General features: G+C 48.5%; 19 protein-coding genes. 13 read left to right on the forward strand and 6 right to left on the reverse strand.

Annotated features, from left to right (window positions below):
• Nucleotides 1-411: 411 nt before the first annotated feature.
• From rpsA to cysM, 8 genes are all read left to right on the forward strand, one after another.
• Nucleotides 412-2,127 carry a 30S ribosomal protein S1 gene (gene rpsA, locus RGU75_RS11060; protein WP_205322108.1) on the forward strand — a complete coding sequence of 572 codons (1,716 nt, stop codon included), beginning with the start codon at nucleotides 412-414 and terminating at the stop codon, nucleotides 2,125-2,127.
• Between the two features lie 23 nt (nucleotides 2,128-2,150).
• The gene (locus RGU75_RS11065; RefSeq protein WP_168051627.1) at nucleotides 2,151-2,456 is read left to right on the forward strand and encodes an integration host factor subunit beta; all 306 of its coding nucleotides are present in this window, start codon (nucleotides 2,151-2,153) and stop codon (nucleotides 2,454-2,456) included.
• Between the two features lie 334 nt (nucleotides 2,457-2,790).
• Entirely contained in the window at nucleotides 2,791-3,105 is a 315-nt protein-coding gene (locus RGU75_RS11070) for a LapA family protein (RefSeq protein ID WP_322235845.1), read from the forward strand.
• 230 nt (nucleotides 3,106-3,335) lie between these two features.
• A complete protein-coding gene (lapB, locus tag RGU75_RS11075; protein WP_322235847.1) occupies nucleotides 3,336-4,511 on the forward strand; it encodes a lipopolysaccharide assembly protein LapB in 1,176 nt (391 codons plus the stop codon).
• Between the two features lie 208 nt (nucleotides 4,512-4,719).
• On the forward strand, nucleotides 4,720-6,102 hold the full coding sequence (locus tag RGU75_RS11080) for a UDP-glucose/GDP-mannose dehydrogenase family protein (protein WP_322235849.1): 1,383 nt from the start codon (nucleotides 4,720-4,722) through the stop codon (nucleotides 6,100-6,102).
• An 11-nt stretch (nucleotides 6,103-6,113) separates the two neighbouring features.
• Nucleotides 6,114-7,079 (forward strand): D-glycero-beta-D-manno-heptose-7-phosphate kinase, encoded by a 966-nt coding sequence (gene rfaE1, locus RGU75_RS11085; protein WP_322235851.1) that lies wholly within the window; start codon nucleotides 6,114-6,116, stop codon nucleotides 7,077-7,079.
• Nucleotides 7,080-7,201: 122 nt separating this feature from the next.
• Nucleotides 7,202-7,543, forward strand: coding sequence for a helix-hairpin-helix domain-containing protein (locus RGU75_RS11090; protein WP_322235852.1), 342 nt, complete (start codon nucleotides 7,202-7,204; stop codon nucleotides 7,541-7,543).
• Between the two features lie 360 nt (nucleotides 7,544-7,903).
• On the forward strand, nucleotides 7,904-8,806 hold the full coding sequence (gene cysM, locus RGU75_RS11095) for a cysteine synthase CysM (protein ID WP_322235854.1): 903 nt from the start codon (nucleotides 7,904-7,906) through the stop codon (nucleotides 8,804-8,806).
• Between the two features lie 102 nt (nucleotides 8,807-8,908).
• On the opposite strand, the gene RGU75_RS11100 is transcribed toward cysM, so the two are convergent.
• Together RGU75_RS11100 and RGU75_RS11105 are read right to left on the reverse strand one after the other, a co-directional pair.
• Nucleotides 8,909-9,241, reverse strand: coding sequence for a hypothetical protein (locus tag RGU75_RS11100; RefSeq protein WP_322235856.1), 333 nt, complete (start codon nucleotides 9,239-9,241; stop codon nucleotides 8,909-8,911).
• A 718-nt stretch (nucleotides 9,242-9,959) separates the two neighbouring features.
• A complete protein-coding gene (locus RGU75_RS11105; protein WP_322235857.1) occupies nucleotides 9,960-10,529 on the reverse strand; it encodes a DUF1415 domain-containing protein in 570 nt (189 codons plus the stop codon).
• Here RGU75_RS11105 and RGU75_RS11110 point away from each other — a divergent pair.
• Both RGU75_RS11110 and RGU75_RS11115 read left to right on the forward strand, forming a co-directional pair.
• Nucleotides 10,528-10,761: a hypothetical protein gene (locus RGU75_RS11110; RefSeq protein ID WP_322235859.1), complete on the forward strand. Its 234-nt coding sequence runs from the start codon at nucleotides 10,528-10,530 to the stop codon at nucleotides 10,759-10,761. The genes RGU75_RS11105 and RGU75_RS11110 overlap by 2 nt on opposite strands.
• Before the next feature lie 33 nt (nucleotides 10,762-10,794).
• Nucleotides 10,795-11,331 carry a YaeQ family protein gene (locus RGU75_RS11115; protein WP_322235861.1) on the forward strand — a complete coding sequence of 179 codons (537 nt, stop codon included), beginning with the start codon at nucleotides 10,795-10,797 and terminating at the stop codon, nucleotides 11,329-11,331.
• A gap of 171 nt (nucleotides 11,332-11,502) precedes the next feature.
• Here the strand turns inward: RGU75_RS11115 and mltB are convergent, their stop codons facing one another.
• Nucleotides 11,503-12,534, reverse strand: coding sequence for a lytic murein transglycosylase B (mltB, locus tag RGU75_RS11120; RefSeq protein ID WP_322240454.1), 1,032 nt, complete (start codon nucleotides 12,532-12,534; stop codon nucleotides 11,503-11,505).
• Between mltB and RGU75_RS11125 the strand changes: the two genes are divergently transcribed.
• Nucleotides 12,503-12,679: a hypothetical protein gene (locus tag RGU75_RS11125; protein ID WP_322240771.1), complete on the forward strand. Its 177-nt coding sequence runs from the start codon at nucleotides 12,503-12,505 to the stop codon at nucleotides 12,677-12,679. The two genes, mltB and RGU75_RS11125, sit on opposite strands and share 32 nt — an antisense overlap.
• A 79-nt stretch (nucleotides 12,680-12,758) precedes the next feature.
• Here RGU75_RS11125 and RGU75_RS11130 read toward each other — a convergent pair whose 3' ends face one another.
• The 3 genes from RGU75_RS11130 to RGU75_RS11140 all read right to left on the reverse strand — a co-directional run bounded on the left by RGU75_RS11130 (nucleotide 12,759) and on the right by RGU75_RS11140 (nucleotide 16,904).
• Nucleotides 12,759-14,909 (reverse strand): DUF3488 and transglutaminase-like domain-containing protein, encoded by a 2,151-nt coding sequence (locus RGU75_RS11130; protein ID WP_322235863.1) that lies wholly within the window; start codon nucleotides 14,907-14,909, stop codon nucleotides 12,759-12,761.
• Entirely contained in the window at nucleotides 14,906-15,898 is a 993-nt protein-coding gene (locus RGU75_RS11135) for a DUF58 domain-containing protein (RefSeq protein WP_322235865.1), read from the reverse strand. Before RGU75_RS11135 ends, RGU75_RS11130 begins: the two co-directional genes overlap by 4 nt.
• Nucleotides 15,899-15,977: 79 nt before the next feature.
• Nucleotides 15,978-16,904, reverse strand: coding sequence for a MoxR family ATPase (locus RGU75_RS11140; protein WP_322235867.1), 927 nt, complete (start codon nucleotides 16,902-16,904; stop codon nucleotides 15,978-15,980).
• A 259-nt stretch (nucleotides 16,905-17,163) separates the two neighbouring features.
• Here RGU75_RS11140 and RGU75_RS11145 point away from each other — a divergent pair, with 259 nt between their 5' ends.
• Both RGU75_RS11145 and ylqF read left to right on the forward strand, forming a co-directional pair.
• On the forward strand, nucleotides 17,164-18,117 hold the full coding sequence (locus RGU75_RS11145) for a histone deacetylase family protein (protein WP_322235869.1): 954 nt from the start codon (nucleotides 17,164-17,166) through the stop codon (nucleotides 18,115-18,117).
• Between the two features lie 93 nt (nucleotides 18,118-18,210).
• Nucleotides 18,211-19,176: a ribosome biogenesis GTPase YlqF gene (gene ylqF, locus RGU75_RS11150; protein WP_322235871.1), complete on the forward strand. Its 966-nt coding sequence runs from the start codon at nucleotides 18,211-18,213 to the stop codon at nucleotides 19,174-19,176.
• The last annotated feature ends 203 nt before the right edge of the window (nucleotides 19,177-19,379 follow it).

The following is a 19,379-nucleotide window of genomic DNA, read 5'->3' on the forward strand; positions in this document are numbered from 1 at the left end:
GTGTGGCTGAGCGGATGGTGCGGCAATATGTTGGTTGCCTTGCACGCATTACTTAAGGATTATTTAAGAATTACGTCAGCATCAACCGCAATCGCTTTTGATTTTTATCGCGATGCCTTGGCAATATTGCAATATCTGATGAGTAAAGCGTCAAAAAACATTAAAAGTAGCGCCTGTTAAATAAACATTCGACACATGTCGAACGCTATTTAAACCGGTGGCATCACAATATTTGTTCAGTAGATGTTGTTTAATTCGTTGTACCTAGCTGTTCGATCCGTCGCAAAGTTGGATCGGACATTTAAAAACCTAACCCTTTATTGATCGTATTCTGGTTGTTGTGCTTATCTAAGAGTTTATTATTTAGGTCGTTTGAATGCGTCGCAATACTGGCAAAACTAGTCAAATCCTATGTCAATCACTGTTCTGTCCTCTACCTCTGGCGAAGCGAGTGCTTTCGCCGCACTATTTGAAGAATCGCTGTCACGTCAAGACATGCGTTCTGGTGAAGTGATTTCTGCTGAAGTCGTTCGTCTTGATCATAACTTCGTTATTGTCAACGCCGGCCTGAAGTCAGAAGCGTTCATTCCAATTGAAGAATTTAAAAATGACCTCGGCGAACTCGAAGTAAACGTTGGTGATTTCATCTCCGTTGCTATTGAATCGCTGGAAAACGGTTTCGGCGACACAATCCTGTCGCGTGACAAAGCTAAACGTCTGGCATCTTGGCTCTCGCTTGAAAAAGCGATGGAGTCTGGCGAGATCGTCACTGGTACTGTCAATGGTAAGGTTAAGGGCGGTCTGACTGTTCTGACAAACGGCATTCGTGCTTTCTTGCCGGGCTCGCTGGTCGATACGCGTCCTGTTAAAGACACGACGCCTTTCGAAGGCAAGACCATGGAATTCAAGGTCATCAAGCTAGATCGTAAGCGTAATAACGTTGTGTTGTCACGTCGCGCTGTAATCGAAGCATCGATGGGCGAAGAGCGTCAAAAACTGATGGAAACGCTGAAAGAAGGCACCATCGTTAATGGCGTAGTCAAAAATATCACTGACTATGGCGCATTCGTGGATCTGGGCGGTATCGATGGTCTGTTGCATATCACTGATTTGGCATGGCGTCGTGTGCGTCACCCATCAGAAGTGTTGACAGTCGGTCAAGAGATCACTGCTAAGGTTCTGAAATACGATCAAGAGAAAAACCGTGTCTCGTTGGGCGTCAAGCAATTGGGCGACGATCCTTGGACCGGTTTGTCACGTCGTTATCCACAACACACACGTCTGTTCGGTAAAGTCACTAACCTGACTGACTATGGCGCATTCGTTGAAGTCGAGCAAGGTATCGAAGGTCTGGTTCACGTTTCAGAAATGGACTGGACTAACAAGAACGTGGCACCAAACAAAGTCGTTCAATTGGGCGATGAAGTTGAAGTCATGGTTCTGGAAATCGACGAAGACCGTCGTCGTATCAGCCTGGGTATGAAGCAATGTAAAGCTAACCCTTGGGACGATTTTGCGATCACCCACAAGAAGGGCGATAAAGTCCGTGGCGCGATCAAATCGATCACTGACTTCGGCGTGTTCATCGGCCTGGCCGGTAACATCGATGGCTTGGTTCACCTGTCGGATCTGTCATGGACAGAAACTGGCGAAGAAGCAGTCCGTCGCTTTAAAAAGGGTGACGAGCTGGAAGCCATCGTATTGGCTATCGACGTTGAGCGCGAGCGTGTTTCTCTGGGCGTCAAGCAATTGGAAGGCGATCCATTCAACAACTTCGCAGCAATGAACGACAAGGGTTCACTGGTAACTGGTACGGTTAAGTCGGTTGAGCCTAAAGGTGCTGTGATTCAATTGTCTGAAGAAGTTGAAGGCTACTTGCGCGCTTCCGAAATCTCCCGCGATCGCGTGGAAGATGCCGGTACTCACCTGAAAGTTGGCGATGTGTTGGAGACAATGGTCATCAACGTTGATCGTAAAGCACGTGGTATTCAGCTTTCGATCAAAGCAAAAGACAATGTTGAAACACAAGAAGCAATGCAGAAGATGTCTACTACAGACTCTAACGCTGCTTCCGGTACAACAAGTCTGGGTGCGTTGTTGAAAGCTAAATTCGACAACAAGAACTAAGAAATAGTTAAGCGAGCACGCTAATGACAAAGTCGGAGCTGATTGCCCGCTTGGCCGAGCGTTATCCGCAGCTGGTTGCTAAGGATGCGGATTACGCGGTCAAAACGATACTTGATGCAATGGGCGATGCTTTATCGACAGGTCAGCGCATTGAGATTCGTGGTTTTGGCAGTTTTGCGCTAAACCGCAGACCGCCGCGGATTGGTCGCAACCCGAAATCAGGGGACAAGGTAATGGTGCCGGAAAAGCGGGTGCCACACTTCAAGCCTGGTAAAGAGTTGCGTGAACGAGTCGATGCTATGGTCGGGCAACCAATCAAAGAAGACTAAGTTGTGCGTACGAAATAAAAACGGCATCTTCGGATGCCGTTTTTTTTCACGTACAATTTCAGTTATTTACGTAATTGTGTATGTGATCGTGTATTTGGCGTCATAACTGATCTATATAAATTAATCTATATTAATTGATTGATATAAATTGATTGGTATATACAGTTGAGTTACGTATGTTGGGAACATCAGAACACGCCGGAGGTGCTCTGATCGTTGTAAAGTTGTACATTGGGTTTATCGGAACAGGTATAAAAGCGATGAACGGGCAGCACGCCAGTTTGTCTGACGCAGAGGCAATGCTGTCTTTACATCACCAATCAGGAACCGCATTATGAAAATTATTTCCCGAGTTATTGCAATTTTATTATTCTTGGTTTTCTTTGGTTTCGCATTGAAGAATACACAGGAAGTGACACTCGAATTCCTCCTAAATTACCAAATCCGTGGTCCACTAGTTTTAATCCTCTTAGGCTTCTTCGGTTCTGGTGCAATTCTAGGTGTATTGGCAATGGCGCCAGCTGTGTTCCGCCACCGTCGCAGCGCCTCCAAATCCCAAAAAGCACTTGCATCGATGCAGCGGGAGCGTGAAGCCCAGCGGCTCGCGAGCGCCGAAGCACCGCCACCGGACAGTATCCGGAATAGTTAATGCCGTGCAACATCGCATGTGGAATCGTCAGCTTCTATAAAAGGCTAGTGCGTATCATGTGCGATGTGCGAGTGCATTAATGTGTCAGCAAAACGGAGCGCAAAAGTCGAGAGTGTAAATAGTTAACAAACTTTCTATTGAACGAACTGGCGCCATAGTTCTCCCCCGAACTATTACCGATCTTTTAGCGATCTATTAATCGTCACACTATATGCAGATAATACGTCCGTATGGAATTTGAAACCTGGTGGTTGTTGGGTATCCCAATCTTTTTTGGTTTGGGTTGGATCGCAGCACGCGTGGATATCAACCAATTGATATCCGAGTCGCGCAGCCTGCCGCGCGGCTATTTTAAAGGGTTGAATTTTTTATTGAATGAGCAGCCCGATAAAGCGATTGATGCTTTTATTGAAATTGTAAAACTTGATCCTGAGACTGCAGAATTACATTTTGCACTTGGCAATTTATTTCGTCGTCGAGGTGAAACCGAACGCGCTATTCGCGTGCATCAGAATTTACTTGCTCGCCCCGATTTGGAGCAGGAACATCGGTTCCATGCACAATATGAATTGGGTCAGGATTACCTGAAGGCCGGCTTGTTGGATCGCGCCGAAGAAAGCTTCAATTTATTGATCGGGTCCACGTACGGTGCTCAAGCTGGACGCGCATTACTCGAAATTTATCAACGTGAAAAAGAATGGCAGCGAGCGATTGAAGCTGCACAAGCATTGCAAGAAGCCGGTGCTGGCGGACGTCAAAAAGAGATCGCCCAGTTTTACTGTGAGTTGGCTCAGGACGCGTTGGTTGATGGCCATCCTGACGATGCCAAGGTATTGTTGGACAAAGCGTTAGCTAACGATCGTAATAGCGTCCGAGCGACAATGTTGTTGGGTGATGTTTATCTGGCAAAAGACGATGCAGAGGCCGCGTTAGTGGCCTGGCGTCGGGTTGAGCAGCAGAGTGTGCCGCACGTCGCGCTGGTTGCTCAGCGACTAATGGATGGTTATCGTACCGTTGGTCGTCCTCACGAAGGTGTCAATTTGTTACGCTCTTATTTGGCAGAAGCATCCTCGATCGATCTGTTGGAAGTGGTGTTTAAGGCCGTGCTTGAATTGGATGGCGTTGAAGCGACGAATAGTCTGGTGAGTGATGAACTGCGCCGTACTCCGACACTGCTAGGCCTCGATAAGCTGCTAGAGGCACGGCTCATGATCGCTGCACCAGAAATGCATTCAGAGCTCTCTGTAGTTAAAAATCTGGTGCACGGTTATACCCAGAAACTGGCGCGTTATCAGTGCAGTCATTGCGGTTTTAAGGCGCGTCAATTTTATTGGCAATGCCCAGGTTGCAGTCGCTGGGAAACCTATCCGCCGCGTCGTACTGAAGAATTGAATGTGATGAATTAAATGCAATATATTAAGATTGGGTTTCATATTTTCACTATCTAACGACGACGCTAAAGAATGCGGAAGATAGGTTATGAGGCTGCAAAGCAGCAACCAAGTATCGGGGTATATTTAGCGGCGTTCGAAGTGACGGTCGATAGGTCACGGGTAGTTAACCTTCAATCGTATTTTTACGGTTGAAATACAGTAAAGCGCAATACGGAAAAATATGAAAATAACAATTATCGGAACCGGTTATGTTGGTTTGGTCACGGGCGCTTGCCTAGCTGAACTTGGCAATGACGTTTTTTGTCTTGATTTGGACGAAAAGAAAATCGCTATCTTAAATAGCGGTGGCATCCCAATACACGAACCAGGTTTAGCCGAAATCGTTGGTCGCAATCGGGCGAACGGTCGCTTACGGTTTTCGACTGATATTGCCGCCAGCGTTGCCCATGGTCAGATTCAATTTATTGCAGTTGGTACGCCGCCTGATGAAGATGGTTCGGCCGACTTACAATATGTGCTGGCAGCTGCGCGTAATATCGGTAAATACATGATTGATTTCAAGGTGATTGTTGATAAGTCGACGGTGCCGGTCGGTACTGCAGACAGAGTTACTGCCGCGATTCGGGCTGAGCTGGCGAACCGGACACCAGGCGATGCAGGTATGAAATTCTCCGTAGTATCCAATCCGGAGTTTTTGAAAGAAGGCGCTGCGGTGGACGATTTTATGCGTCCGGACCGTATCGTGATTGGCTGTGATGATGGTGCCGACGGCAAGACTGCTCATGCATTAATGACGCAGCTTTACGCACCGTTTAATCGGAATCACGAGCGCACGTACTGGATGGATGTGCGTTCTGCCGAGTTCACTAAATATGCTGCGAACGCAATGCTGGCAACTCGCATTTCATTCATGAATGAATTGGCCAATCTTGCAGATAAAGTCGGTGCTGATATTGAAGCTGTGCGTCATGGTATCGGGTCAGACCCGCGTATCGGACATAGCTTTTTGTATGCCGGTTGCGGTTACGGAGGTTCGTGCTTTCCTAAGGATGTTCAAGCGTTGGAACGTACTGCACGCGGTTACGATCAAGAGTTGTTGATTCTGCGGGCAGTAGAACAAGTTAATAATAATCAAAAACACGTGCTGGGAAATAAAATCGTTGACCGTTTTGGCAGCGATTTGACTGGTAAACACTTTGCATTATGGGGTTTGGCATTCAAACCTAATACAGACGACATGCGCGAAGCATCATCGCGTGTTTTGTTGAGTGAGTTACTGGGCCGCGGCGCGTCGGTAGCAGTGCATGATCCGGTTGCCATGGTGGAAGCCAAACGTGTCCTTGAGTTGGACTTTGCTGCCACACCGGAGTTATTGGAGCGACTGCATTTCTGCGAAAACCAAATGGCAGCCTTACAGGACGCGGATGCACTGGTCATCGTTACTGAGTGGAAAACATATCGTAGCCCTGATTTTCATCAGGTTCGCACGTATTTGAAGGCACCGGTGATTTTTGATGGACGTAATTTATACGAGCCAACAGTGATGAGCGAGATCGGTTTCGAGTATTACGGCATTGGTCGCTCGGTACTGGCGCGTAAGTGAGGGCAACCAGTATGAAAGCCAATCAGAAAGTGGAAGTCTCACAAGTTTCACAAGTGGTTCCTGCTTCGTTTGAAAGCGTTCAAATATTGGTGGTCGGCGATGTCATGCTAGATCGCTATTGGTTTGGCGAAGTAAGCCGGATTTCACCAGAAGCGCCGGTACCGATAGTACGCGTTGAAAAGCGTGAAGAGCGCTTAGGTGGCGCGGCTAACGTTGCCCGTAATATCGCTACGCTTGGCGGTGGTGCCGGTTTGCTTGGTGTGGTTGGCCAAGACGAGGCGGGCGACGTTGTGGATAGCCTGTTGACTGAGTTAGGGATCAATAGCTTCCTGACGCGCGACCCGGCCATTTCGACCATCATCAAGTTGCGTGTGATTGGGCGACAGCAGCAGTTGCTGCGGATCGATTTTGAAGAACCGCCAACCGACACTGTTTTGCGCGATAAATTGACTCGTTTCAACACATTATTGCCGCAATATGGTGTGATCGTTTTATCGGATTACGCTAAAGGGAGCTTGGTCAATGTCGCTGATATGATCGCAGCCGCCAAGGATGCGGGGAAATGTATTCTCGTTGATCCCAAAGGAGACGATTTTTCACGGTATGCGGGCGCTACGATATTGACCCCGAATAAATCTGAATTGATGCGGATTGTCGGTACCTGGAAAAGCGAAGAAGAACTCACCACGAAGGCACAAAACCTACGTCAATCGCTAGCACTGGAAGCACTTTTGGTGACGCGGTCAGAAGAGGGAATGACCTTGTATACGGATCACCAAGTGGTTCATTTTCCGACCATGGCGCGTGAAGTGTTCGATGTCTCCGGTGCAGGTGATACGGTGATTGCGACGATGGCGGTCATGATGGGTGCGGGTTTTCCGATTGCTGAGGCGGTGGCTCTGGCAAATCGTGCTGGCGGTATTGTGGTTGGTAAGCTCGGGACTGCAACGGTCACGCATAAAGAACTGTTCCCATAAGCCAAGTCCTAGAGTGTGATGAGAATGGCCGTTTTTAACAACAACGGCTTCCTATAATGAGCACGGCGTATTTACGTCAGGTTCATTAAATGAACTCATCACACTAAAAGAAAGAGGACTGCATGCTAAAAAAATTATTCCAGATCACGGCAATGTCAATTGTCACCATGAGTATGGCATTCGCGCAAGTTGACGTGAATAAGGCCGATAAGGCTGCGCTTGATAGTGTGAAGGGCGTAGGATCATCGACGTCTAAACGCATTCTTGACGAACGTACCAAAGGTGGCAACTTTAAAGATTGGCCTGATTTTGAAAAGCGGGTTAAAGGGATTGGCGGCAAAAGTGCTGTTAAATTGTCGACGGCTGGATTACAAGTCAATGGTCAATCGAAATCGAATGTCCCAACAAAACCTGGAGTGAAAGCCGAGCCCAAAAAAGAAGCGGTTAAAGTACCTGTCAAATAGTAGAAAAGAATTTGGCGACATGGTGTCGTATTAATTAATTGTATTGCTCATCTTTTGAAAGCTCCTTGGAAATAAGGAGCTTTTTTATTTTTTTGCGATCAAATTGACCGTGATGAATAGCTTTTAATTAATCGCTTCTGACATCATAAACGTGACTTGGTGATGGCTTGAACTTAGCTGACCCATTAGCGTAATTAGCGAGTCACTTAGTGGTGCATTGAACAATGCAACTAGGGGCCCATTTCACGCGAATAGTAACGGCTTCTGAATCGTATTCGTATTTGATTTGGTCGTACTGCATACGCACAATAAAGTCTCATATTAGAATAGGTCTTTTGCCTCTTCTGCTAAGCGTAAACTATGCCCTATCTCACTATCGAAGACACAATCGGAAACACGCCGCTGGTTCAGCTAAAGCGCATTTCAGCCGACATTACCGCCCAGCGTAACAATATTATCCTCGGCAAGTTAGAGGGAAATAATCCAGCCGGCTCAGTCAAGGATAGAGCTGCGCTGTCGATGATTAAACGCGCCGAAGCACGCGGTGGCATAAAGCCAGGCGATACTCTGATTGAAGCGACTAGTGGCAATACTGGCATTGCCTTAGCAATGGTAGCGACAATGCGCGGTTACAAAATGGTGTTGTTAATGCCAGAAAATTTGAGCGAAGAACGTCGCCAAAGTATGGCTGCGTACGGTGCCAAAATCATATTAACGCCTAAGACAGGCGGCATGGAGTACGCGCGCGATCTGGCGCAAAAAATGGAAAAAGATGGTGAGGGCTTGATTTTGGACCAGTTTGCTAACCCGGATAACGCGTTGGCGCATTACGAAACCACAGGCCCTGAAATATGGCGTGATACCGGCGGAAAAATTACCCATTTCGTCAGCGCGATGGGGACCACCGGCACAATCATGGGTGTATCTCGATACCTGAAGGAGCAAAATCAGGCCATACAGATTATCGGTGCACAGCCGGAAGAGGGGTCACAGATTCCAGGCATCAGAAAATGGCCGGAAGCATATATGCCGAAAATTTACGATCATGCACGCGTAGATCAAATTGAGTCGGTTAGTCAATCTGCAGCCGAGCACATGGCACGCAGACTAGCAAGTGAAGAGGGTATCTTTTGCGGGATATCCGCGGCAGGCGCCTGCGAAGTAGCGTTGCGTATTTCTCAACAAGTAGAAAATGCAACAATCGTGTTCATCGTCTGCGATCGCGGGGATCGATACTTATCAACGGGTGTTTTCCCTGCGTAGCTGTTATGAGTGGATATTACATTAGTGCGCTTGCAATCTTGTAATGTTGCAAGCGCACTAAACCAAACCAGATAACAAACGCAGGGCGTAGCGACGACCACATTACTTTTGTTGTTCTGCCTCGATTTTATCTTTTGGCTTAAATTGTTTGTCGCTGATACGGAATTTTTCACGACGATCACCCATCAAGGCGCGTAGTTCACTAATAGTGAGGCTGCTAACTTCATGCATACGAATCAACAATGAAGCGCCGACCGGCAGGCGGTGGTGGCGAATCTTGCTAATTACGGGTGGAGCAACTTCTAACGCACGTGACAAGGCGGCATCATTTTTCAGATGTAACTTATCTATGAGAGAGTCAAGCAAATGGTTTGGGTCGTAAGACACTTGCTCATCCAATTTGTTGCTTTTTGGCGCTTCTAATGAGGTATTCATAGTTCGATAGATTCCATTTATTCTGATGTTGAATAGGGAAGGTTTGCGCTAAGTATGTCGAAATATTGCGCGGCTGTAACCTTCAGCTTATTGGCGAAGTTGCAAGTAGCTTTATTTTATACCGATTCTATGTATTTTTTGTCAAAAAGAAACACTTTAAAACAATTCAAAATAGCGGTAGTAAAAAAACAACAAAATTGGATTTTAATAACTTACTTTGAACTCTAACAACTTCTAGCAGGTTGGATGATGATTTCTAGTAAAAAGTTGCAAAAACTTAATTTTATTTTTTGCTCAATGATTTATAGTGCTTTTCCGTCACTTTATTCTTCTTAAAGTATTTTGACAACATCTTTAAATTCTGCAGTTTCCTTCCAAATTTGACACCTTTTACCTCGCTTTGTGTTGACGGCTCAGGCTTCAATGCCCGATCTTTATCGATTGTGAATTCTTGCGTGTGTTTGTGTTTCAGGGGATGGCTTGCTTTCACCGCATTTTAAAAAACTCTGTTGGGCGACATGAGCACATGGATCCCAACTGGAAATATTACATGCTTGCTTTAACGCTTATCCATGGCAAATACGATGAACGCGACATACCGATTGATTTTGCGTTTATGTCGACTGAAAAAAGGAAAATCCTGTGGTCCTTTGATTGGTGATGTGCAATTTTCAAAGCGAAAAATGTTGCTGTGATAGATATTCTTCCAGATATTATTTCAGGATTTCTTTTCTTCCAAGGTAGCTGCGACGTCTAGTTTCCCCCAGCCTAAAATACCCAAGTCCTCCATGGTTTGCACATTTTTTTCAAAAATCTCAGCAGCTTCAGGGAACGCTTCTATCGCATTATCTAGACTTGCTTCGCGCAATAAATGCAGCGTCGGATAAGGCGAGCGATTGGTGTAGTTGGCGATGTCTTCCGGTTCTGTGCCGGCGAACTGATAATCAGGATGAAAACTGGCTATTTGAATTTCACCTTCGAGATCGAGGGTTTGAAGCAGGGCATCAGCGTCGTCCAGAAAATCGTTGTAGTCCAAAAAATCTTGTAATACGTGAGGGTGAATTAATAGCGTTGTATCAATTAAAGCCGGATCTGCCTGAAATAGAAAATCCAGTTCAGTTTGTAGGTCAGTGTGCAGGTCTGCAACATTTTGCGCACCGCTGACGACGAAGCGAATTTGATTTTTGACATATACCGCCTTGGCGAAAGGGCACAAATTCAGGCCAATTACGGCGCGCTCAACCCAGTGTTTAGTATCGGAAATGACTTGCTCAGTGAATTGGGGCATGGTGATTAATAATAAAATGAATAAAAAATCAGCACTTTGGGCGCAAATTTGCCCATCTGAAGTGCAAAGCGTAGAAGTGATTAAAGAGCAATGGGCGGCGCACAAAAGCCATTTGCCTAAAAAAGCACACTATATATCGTCCACAAAAAAACAAAACGGGTTATTCTTCCGGTCGCGAACCGACCACTGCGCACGCAAGGCGCGTATGTTGGGGTTTGTGTTGTCATGTTGATCCACGCAACCACCACCAATAAAGCTCCGTATCATGGCCCTTAAAGCAACTATTTTTAAAGTCGATCTGCAAATTGCGGATATGGACCGTCACTATTATCAAGAGCATGCGCTTACTATCGCCCGACATCCATCGGAAACCGACGAACGGATGATGGTGCGTGTGTTAGCTTTTGCGCGTCACGCTTCTGAAGCACTGGTTTTTAGTAAAGGATTATGGGATGTTGATGAGCCGGATATCTGGGAGAAAGACCTGACCGGTGCCATCAATTTGTGGGTTGAGGTTGGGCAGCCGGACGAGAAGCGTATTTTGAAAGCTTGTGGGCGTGCAGGGCAGGTGGTGGTTTACTGTTACAGCAGCACCAGTCATATCTGGTGGGCGCAAATAAGTAATAAAGTGGCGCGTGCCCGTAACTTGACTGTCATCAATCTGCCTGCTGGCACGAGTATCGCGTTGAGCAAACAGGCTCAGCGCAATATGCAATTGCAATGCACTATTCAAGACGGTCAAATCTGGATGAACGCCAACGACGAAACGGTTCAGGTAGATTTAACGACCCTTCAGGGTTAACTTTCAGTCGCTGGGCTTCTGCTGTCTGGTATCTGACTAGCGTGTATTGGGCGTAGCAAAGAAATCGATGATCCTGATGGCGATTTTTTCTCTCTGATCGCGCAGTATATATCATCAATCATAGAGCATTGTTTTGCCACGATGGACCACCGTGGCAGCCAAAGCAGGGAACTAGCGGCCTGCACGTGCCGCACTAACTGAGCGCCCCAAATCAATCACCGACATAGCGTAAAAGAAACTGCGGTTATATTTGGTAATGGCGAAGAAATTATCCGTGCCAAGCCAATGTTCGGTCGGTGCGTTGCCATTTTGCAGGTCGACCAGACCAAAGCGCATATTGCTGCCGCCAGCCAGCGCTGCTTTTGACATCACGCCCGCGGCCGTCAATTCATCCAGAGAAAATTTTGCTTCCAGACCTTGTCCGATAAACGCTTGCCAGCGGTTTTCGCTACTGGTATCGGTCGCCACGGTTGCCGGAAAAACGATCGGCTCGCCCGTTTTCCAGCCGTGCACCTGCAAGTAATGGGCGACACTTCCAATGGCGTCAATCGGCGAGTTGCGCAGGTCAATTTTTCCGTTTCCATCAAAATCGACTCCGTATTGACGAATGCTACTAGGCATAAATTGTGGCCAGCCGATGGCACCAGCGTACGAACCTAACAGCGAAAAGGGATCGATATTCGACTCACGGGCAAACAGCAACGTGTTTTCTAATTCTTTACGGAAAAATGCCATACGCGCGTCGCGGGTTGGTGTGTTTGGATAGTCGAATGCCAATGTGGTAATCGCATCCATTACGCGAAAATTGCCAGTATTTCGGCCATAGACGGTTTCAACGCCAATGATACCGACAATGATTTCAGCTGGAACACCGTACTGAGCTTCCGCGCGAGCAAGCGCATCACTGTAGGTATCCCAGAATTTGACGCCAGCTTTAATACGGATTGGCTCAACGAAACGTGCGCGATACGCGACCCAGTTTTTAGGCTTGCCCGGAGGACCTGGTTTCATTAACTGGATTGCGCTATCGACTAAACGTGTTTTGTTAAACACGGCTTCTAATTCTGCGCGGGTAAAACCGTTCCTGGCGACCATTTGATCAATGAAAGCAGAGACAGTTTTCCATTGTCCGAAATTGGTGAACTCATTATCGTCACCAGTAGCCGGCGCAATGCCTGAGTCCACTAATCTTGGCGGCGGCATCGTAGCGGCGACACTATTCGGGAGATTGCCCGACGTAGCGGTTGGAGCTGCAGGAGCGCCCGCATTGAGGGGACTTGATGGCTTGGTTATTGGCGGATTTACGGCGCAGGCAGCAGTTAACATTGCGATCGCCAACGCTGCGTAAAGTCGAGACCGTTGCAGTAATTTTGGCAAGGAACATGGCAGTAAAAGAGCGGGTAACGTGGCGCGAATGAGAGGTTTCATCAAGATTTTGAAAGAAAAGGTTTAAGTTTTTTAAATTGTATTTTTAATGATGCCAGCGAGACCTGGTCAACACCACTGTTGGTGCTATAGCGCAATGTTTCATAAGCAGTAAGAAAGAGTGCCACCGCCTTTTTTGCCTGTGGCGTCAGTGGTGATGCATCCTTACACAGGCGATCACGATACGCGCCTGGACCTTCGTAAACTTGTCTGGTCATGTCTATGCCATATCGCGCCATTCGACTGCAGAAGCCTGAGTATACCTTATCAATTGGATCAATCTTGTTTCGGACCCACAGTAAGGGCAATGCAACAACTGCCATGGCGAGTGAACCAAGGCCGATCATTAATCCAACCAACATACGCCAGTCAAGTTGTTGAATACCAAAATATTGCAGCAGATTTTTTTGCCTGTCCGGTGTGTAATTCAGCACCCATTGATTCCAGTTATTGCTGAGTGCCTCCCAATTTTCCCGGACAATATGCAGCTTATTCCACCAACTGTTGGGCGAAGTCCCGATATTAATCAAGCCGCCTAAAAAACTCCGTGACATGACTTGGTTCAGAGGTTTTTGAATGCGTTCGGGTGCAACCGCGGCGGTGGGGTCAACCCGTGTCCAGCCGCTCTCCTTCAACCACACTTCGGCCCATGCGTGTGCGTCCGATTGTCGCACTGTCATAAAATCATCTACGGGGTTAAATTCACCACCTTGATAACCAGTAACCACGCGTGCAGGGATGTTTGCAGCACGCATCAAGACCACGAAGGCGCTTGAGTAGTGTTCGCAAAAACCAGCGCGGGTGGAAAATAGAAATTCATCTACGCTATCGTGACCGAGAAGGGGTGGTTCCAGCGTGTAGTTAAAATTTTCATTGTGAAAAAAATCAAGCGCCGCATGGACCACCTCGGCATCATTAGCCGCTTTGGATCGCAGGGTCTCGGCAAAAGCGAGGGTACGTGGATTGAAACCTTCTGGCAAACTTCGGGCTTCACGCAGAACCGCTGCTACATCGGTGTCAGCTGCTGGCAGAGCACCTTGGTTATGAATAACAGATCTCACGTCGTAACGTGTCCGTTCGGTAATCGGCCGATCCGATAGGATTTCACGGTCAGCGTTGATGAAGATGTGAGCGGCGGGATTAGCTTCTAATGTAGGCGGTATTTCCGGGGTTTCCAAGGCGAATAGCCAGCGTTGATTACTCGCTTCCATAGTGACCTGCTGACGCACGATCTCGGTACTTGTCTTATTCGCTGTGAGGGCATTCGGTTGTGGCAATGGGAGCGTTGATGCCGACCTCCGCGTCCATGTGCGTCCATCGAATTTGCTCAACACTGCGCCACGCCAATAGCGTTGAGCAGGTGCGGGTGCGGGATCAATAAATTTGATACGAAACGCAATATCATCGGACATCGCCAGTTGTGAAATCGTGCCCGGTGCCATGCTGTCAGACATCCCGGTGTGCCCGCCAGATGCATCTCCGGGCATACTCCATAGTGGCCCTTGAATGCGCGGAAATAACAAGAACAGCACCAGCGTGAGCGGCACTGCAAGCATCAGAATAAACCCGCCCATACGCAGGCGCTGTCTCAGATGCGGTATTGCACCTGTAAATTGAAAAGATAATTGTGCCGTTAATAGCACGACCAGCGTGGCAATCACCAAGAACGCGGTAAATATGGATTGAGAATAGAAAAAGGTCGTGAGGACGAGAAAGAAGCTCAGAAAAAGCACTACAAAAACGTCACGGCGAGCGCGCATTTCTAATAATTTGAACGTCAGTAATAGCACCAACATGCTGACCCCGGCATCGCGCCCAAACATCGTGTGCTCGTTCAGATATACGCCCAGCATCGTCAACGATGCCAATGGCAATAACAGACCTAGCGGCGGCAGGCGATTGCCTCTCCAGGTTATCGTGCCACGCCACATCAACACTAGCGTGCATGTTAGTGACGTCCAAACAGGTAGATGGGCAATATGCGGTAACAACACCATTGCGCAGGCAAGCAGCAATAGTAATGTGTCGCTTTTGTCGCGGGCTAAAGCGTTGAAATGATTGCTGAGCCAAAAAGCGCCAGCTTTAGTATTTGTTGACGTTGGCAAAGATGTTGAGCCAGATTCTGAATTGTTTTGCTCAATGACGTCACTCATGCGTGGCCCTCGAACAGCGCAAGCGCTTGCAAACATGCTTGCTGATGGCTCGCACCGATAGCCGCAGAATATGTGATATCGCCAATGCGAAACGCGTACGGCAAACCTAGCATCTCGGCCTCTAATATCCAGCGCGTCATCCGAGATAATTTTGCCTCCACATCCATCGTATAGGGCAGTGCTGCATAATCGATGGTCAAATCGCTGGCAGCGCCATCGTCGAAGTATTTGGTAATTAAATGTGCGTCGTCACCAGAGCTGAGCTTAGCAATTTGTCGCCATGCCAGATACTTGAGTGAGTCGCCCGGTTGATAGGCGCGCACGCCAGCAAAGTCCTCGTGACCAGCGTGTGCGTTGCCGGTGCTACTTTCGCGTGCGGTTACTGGTAGTGGCGGTGCCGATGCTGCGTCCTCCGGTTGCGGATAGACCAAAACGGTTCCATCTGGCTGCCAATAACACCAGGCTCGCAAAAATCCTAGAGGAAAGCGTGTTTGCAGGCGCACCCGCGGCGCTGCCAAGAGGCCCCGCCTTGGCGTAGCTGTCGTCAGTATCACGCCATAAGCGGTCGATGCGGCGACATCAACGGGCTGCTCCAACTCCGGCAAGTCTTTACCGATAAAACCCAGCCAGATGGCATAACGAGCGTGTTTGCGGCGATTGATCAGGCGTAATGCGAACAGCGCCTCTTGGCCGGAAAATACAGGCGCGTTATGATCTGACGTCAGATATAAAAAAGCCAGATTACGAAAAGTTAGATGCATGTCGATCGTCGCGCAAGCAGCAAGTACAAACGTCAGTGCAAAGCCCAGACTGAGGTTGTAATTAATCGATCCAATGAACAGCAGAACGAGAATGCCAAAAAAGGCACAACCGGCGCGGGTCGGCAATATATAGACGCGTCGCTGGTCGAGAAAAACTTCGCCATCCTCCGCTTGCCCTTCACGCGGCTTGAACGGAAACCGTAACGGAAGCGTAAGATGAAACGGCATCCGGGGTTTCGCCCTGCGCTCTGATTTTCGGGGCGCCCTGGTGGATTGAGTCGTCGGCATAGTCATGAGCCGGCGGCGCTTAAACGGGGACGGATTTTAATAATTGCAAGACCAAATCGCGACTTCCGATAGCCGTTCCACCACCATTGCGTGATTTCAGCGGGCGTAATCGATGCGCGGTTACCGGCACCAATACCGCCTGCACATCCTCGGGAATCACGTGGTTGCGCCCTTCCATGGCGGCCCATGCCTTGGCGGCCTGCACTAACGCAATTGCGGCGCGAGGGCTCATCCCTTCTACAAAAAAAGCTTCCTGGCGCGATGCTTGGGCCAATGCCTGAATATAGTCGATCAATGCTGGAGAAGTATGGATTTCTCGCAAACTTTGTCGGGCCGTAATCAATTCTTCAGGTTCCATCACCTTTTGTAGCGACTTGAGTAATGTGCGACGATCTTCTCCCATCAACAGCGCGCGCTCTGCCACTGCATCCGGATAGCCTAATGAAAGACACATTAAAAAACGATCAAGCTGAGACTCCGGCAGCGCAAATGTACCGACCTGATGAGAGGGATTTTGTGTCGCAATGACAAAAAACGGTTCAGGTAAGTCGCGCGTCCGACCTTCCGCAGTCACTTGCCGCTCCTCCATCGCCTCTAACAATGCTGATTGGGTTTTTGGCGTTGCGCGATTGATTTCATCAGCGAGCAAAACTTGCGTAAAGACTGGACCAGGGTGGAACAGAAAATTATTCTTTTCCCGATCAAACACCGAAATACCCACAATATCGGCAGGCAGCAGGTCGCTGGTAAACTGAAGTCGGTTAAAGCGCAATCCCAGCGAGATCGCCAACGCGTGCGCTAGCGTCGTTTTGCCAACCCCCGGAACATCCTCAATTAAAAGGTGCCCACCAGCCAATAGACAGACTAACGCCTGCCGAATCTGCATCTCCTTACCGACGACAATTTGATTAACTTGTTTAGCGACTGCATGGAGTTTTACGAGCATGAGACCTTCGATGTGGTGCAAAGGGGGTGAAAAAGCGAGGTGACCTGTAATTTAATTAATCTGTTACTGAGATTAGCGCGGTTCGTATATTAATTCGGAATTAAATGGGTTGAGCGCCACAAATCGAGAATATTTTGATTGCAAATAAAGCAAGTATCTTGTTCTTCAATTCTGCATTTTCTTGGGTACACTGTACGTAAGAGATTATAGATTTAGAAAATAGATTTTAAGCTAGCAATTCGATAACTAGAAAAATAAAATGACAACAGCCTTTTATACGCATCCCGATTGTAAATTGCATGAAATGGGGGAATGGCATCCGGAGTCTCCGCAGCGGTTGCAAGCCATTGAAGATCAGTTGATATCCAGTCGTATTTCACAGTTACTGGATTATCGAGACGTCCCAAATGTCGCCGAGGCCAGTCTGGTAGCGGCTATCGAACGCGTGCATAGTCCTGAAGCAATCGAACTGGTGCGGGCCAATGCATTGGCTTTGGCTAAAAGCGGCGTGGCCCACTATCCGCTTGATGCAGATACTTTTCTTAATAAATATAGCTGGCAAGCGGCCTTGCGCGCTGTGAGCGCAGCGCTGACAGCGACTGATGCCGTCATCGCTGGCGAACTCGATAACGCTTTTTGTTCGGTCCGACCACCGGGTCACCACGCCACCAGCGCGGCTCCGATGGGGTTTTGCATGTTCAATAACGTCGCGATTGCCGCCCGCCATGCGCTCGAAGTGCATGGTTTAGAGCGTGTAGCGATTATTGATTTCGACGTGCATCACGGCAACGGCACTGAACAGGCTTTCCTGGACGACCCACGGGCGCTGATGGTCAGCTTCTTCCAACATCCGTTTTATCCGTTCAGTGGCATCGAAGCGGCACCTGCGCATATCATCAACGTGCCCGTTCCTGCATATTCCGGCGGCGACGTCGTGCGAAAGTTGGTGACCGAGCAATGGTTACCGGCGCTGCACGCGCACCAGCCACAAATGCTGTTTATTTCGGCAGGATTTGACGCCCATCGCGAAGACGATATGGGGCAAATGTCGCTAGTGGAGGCGGATTATGCGTGGATCACTCAGCAAATGACGCAAGTGGCAAAACAGTACGCGCAAGGGCGAATAGTCAGCTGCCTTGAGGGGGGCTATCATTTGTCGGCGTTAGGGCGTAGTGTTGTTGCTCATTTGAAAGTATTGGCTGAGCTAGAATAATCTGCGAAAACCGTTGTTTGTGGCACAAGTTCGTGATGATTCCGCAGGGAAGTCCGTACAATAGCGGTTTATTTTCGTCAGACAAGAAAACGCATGTCCATACAATGGTTCCCCGGCCACATGAACGCTGCCCGCAAAAAGGCGGCGGAAGCCATGGAAAAGGTCGATATGATCATCGAAGTGCTGGATGCCCGCATTCCGCAGGCCAGCTGTAATCCGATGATCGAGCAACTGCGACTGTTTCGTCAGCGTCCTTGCCTCAAAATCCTGAACAAAAGTGATCTTGCGGACCCGGTTGCAACACAGACCTGGATCAACCATTACAACAGCCAAAAAGATGTCAATGCTGTCGCGCTAAGCTGCAAGAAGCCATCTGATGTGTTGAAAGTGCCGGGTTTGGCGCTGGCGCTGGCGCCACATCGTGGCACACCGCTGAAACCGCTGCGGATGATGATCATGGGCATTCCTAACGTCGGAAAATCGACATTAATGAATGCATTGCTGAAAAAGCGCGTTGCCGCAGTCGGCGATGAACCTGCTGTCACCAAAGTACAGCAGCGTTTGTACCTCAACAAAAACATGGTCCTGATCGATACGCCAGGTATGCTATGGCCCAAGATTGCGTTGCCAAGCGATGGCATGATGTTGGCCGCTAGCCATGCAGTCGGCGTCAATGCACTCATCGAAGAAGAAGTCGCAACCTATCTCGCCGACGTCTTATTGCAGCGCTATCCCGAGTTGGTAGCGGCGCGGTTCGGCATGAAAATCACCGACACCACCGACGGCGTGGATGTAATTGAAGGTGTGGCAATTCGTCGCGGTTATCGTCTCAAAGGCGGTGGCTATGATATTGAAAAAGCCGCAAACACGCTGTTGCAAGATTTTCGTACCGGCGCGCTGGGACGTATCTCGCTGGAAACGCCACTAAGCCGCGCAGACAGCCTCGCACAACATGCGCAAGAGCTTCTGGAAAAGCAACAAGCCAAGGATGACATCATCGCCGCGGCAGAAGCTGAAGAACGCTTTTATAATCCGCCTCGGGATGTACCTGAATCGTAATGGATAGATGCCAAATGATAGGGTTGGTTATTTCTACCGGCCCTGTCTGGTTGTCAAACATGCGGGTGATCGTGAGGGCGCGCTTTGAGGATAATTACGCGCAGTCACGGTAACGGGTCTAGTTTGTGGCAAAGACTTGGCCCGTTACGCGAACCGAAACCATTCTGTTTGCCAGTGGAACACTGCACCATCTCGCTTCGCCA

This window comes from Glaciimonas sp. CA11.2 (assembly GCF_034314045.1).
GTDB lineage: Bacteria > Pseudomonadota > Gammaproteobacteria > Burkholderiales > Burkholderiaceae_D > Glaciimonas.

Excerpts from the sequence above, each read along its gene's own strand:
- RGU75_RS11110 (WP_322235859.1), top strand. The coding sequence starts at position 10,528 with ATGGTGATTAATAATAAAATGAATAAAAAATCAGCACTTTGGGCGCAA.
- RGU75_RS11115 (WP_322235861.1), top strand. The coding sequence starts at position 10,795 with ATGGCCCTTAAAGCAACTATTTTTAAAGTCGATCTGCAAATTGCGGAT.
- RGU75_RS11080 (WP_322235849.1), top strand. The coding sequence starts at position 4,720 with ATGAAAATAACAATTATCGGAACCGGTTATGTTGGTTTGGTCACGGGC.
- RGU75_RS11140 (WP_322235867.1), bottom strand. The coding sequence starts at position 16,904 with ATGCTCGTAAAACTCCATGCAGTCGCTAAACAAGTTAATCAAATTGTC.
- RGU75_RS11090 (WP_322235852.1), top strand. The coding sequence starts at position 7,202 with ATGCTAAAAAAATTATTCCAGATCACGGCAATGTCAATTGTCACCATG.
- lapB (WP_322235847.1), top strand. The coding sequence starts at position 3,336 with ATGGAATTTGAAACCTGGTGGTTGTTGGGTATCCCAATCTTTTTTGGT.
- RGU75_RS11065 (WP_168051627.1), top strand. The coding sequence starts at position 2,151 with ATGACAAAGTCGGAGCTGATTGCCCGCTTGGCCGAGCGTTATCCGCAG.
- rpsA (WP_205322108.1), top strand. The coding sequence starts at position 412 with ATGTCAATCACTGTTCTGTCCTCTACCTCTGGCGAAGCGAGTGCTTTC.
- rfaE1 (WP_322235851.1), top strand. The coding sequence starts at position 6,114 with ATGAAAGCCAATCAGAAAGTGGAAGTCTCACAAGTTTCACAAGTGGTT.
- RGU75_RS11130 (WP_322235863.1), bottom strand. The coding sequence starts at position 14,909 with ATGAGTGACGTCATTGAGCAAAACAATTCAGAATCTGGCTCAACATCT.
- RGU75_RS11100 (WP_322235856.1), bottom strand. The coding sequence starts at position 9,241 with ATGAATACCTCATTAGAAGCGCCAAAAAGCAACAAATTGGATGAGCAA.
- RGU75_RS11125 (WP_322240771.1), top strand. The coding sequence starts at position 12,503 with ATGCCTGAGTCCACTAATCTTGGCGGCGGCATCGTAGCGGCGACACTA.
- RGU75_RS11145 (WP_322235869.1), top strand. The coding sequence starts at position 17,164 with ATGACAACAGCCTTTTATACGCATCCCGATTGTAAATTGCATGAAATG.
- RGU75_RS11105 (WP_322235857.1), bottom strand. The coding sequence starts at position 10,529 with ATGCCCCAATTCACTGAGCAAGTCATTTCCGATACTAAACACTGGGTT.
- ylqF (WP_322235871.1), top strand. The coding sequence starts at position 18,211 with ATGTCCATACAATGGTTCCCCGGCCACATGAACGCTGCCCGCAAAAAG.
- RGU75_RS11135 (WP_322235865.1), bottom strand. The coding sequence starts at position 15,898 with ATGCCGTTTCATCTTACGCTTCCGTTACGGTTTCCGTTCAAGCCGCGT.
- mltB (WP_322240454.1), bottom strand. The coding sequence starts at position 12,534 with ATGCCGCCGCCAAGATTAGTGGACTCAGGCATTGCGCCGGCTACTGGT.
- RGU75_RS11070 (WP_322235845.1), top strand. The coding sequence starts at position 2,791 with ATGAAAATTATTTCCCGAGTTATTGCAATTTTATTATTCTTGGTTTTC.
- cysM (WP_322235854.1), top strand. The coding sequence starts at position 7,904 with ATGCCCTATCTCACTATCGAAGACACAATCGGAAACACGCCGCTGGTT.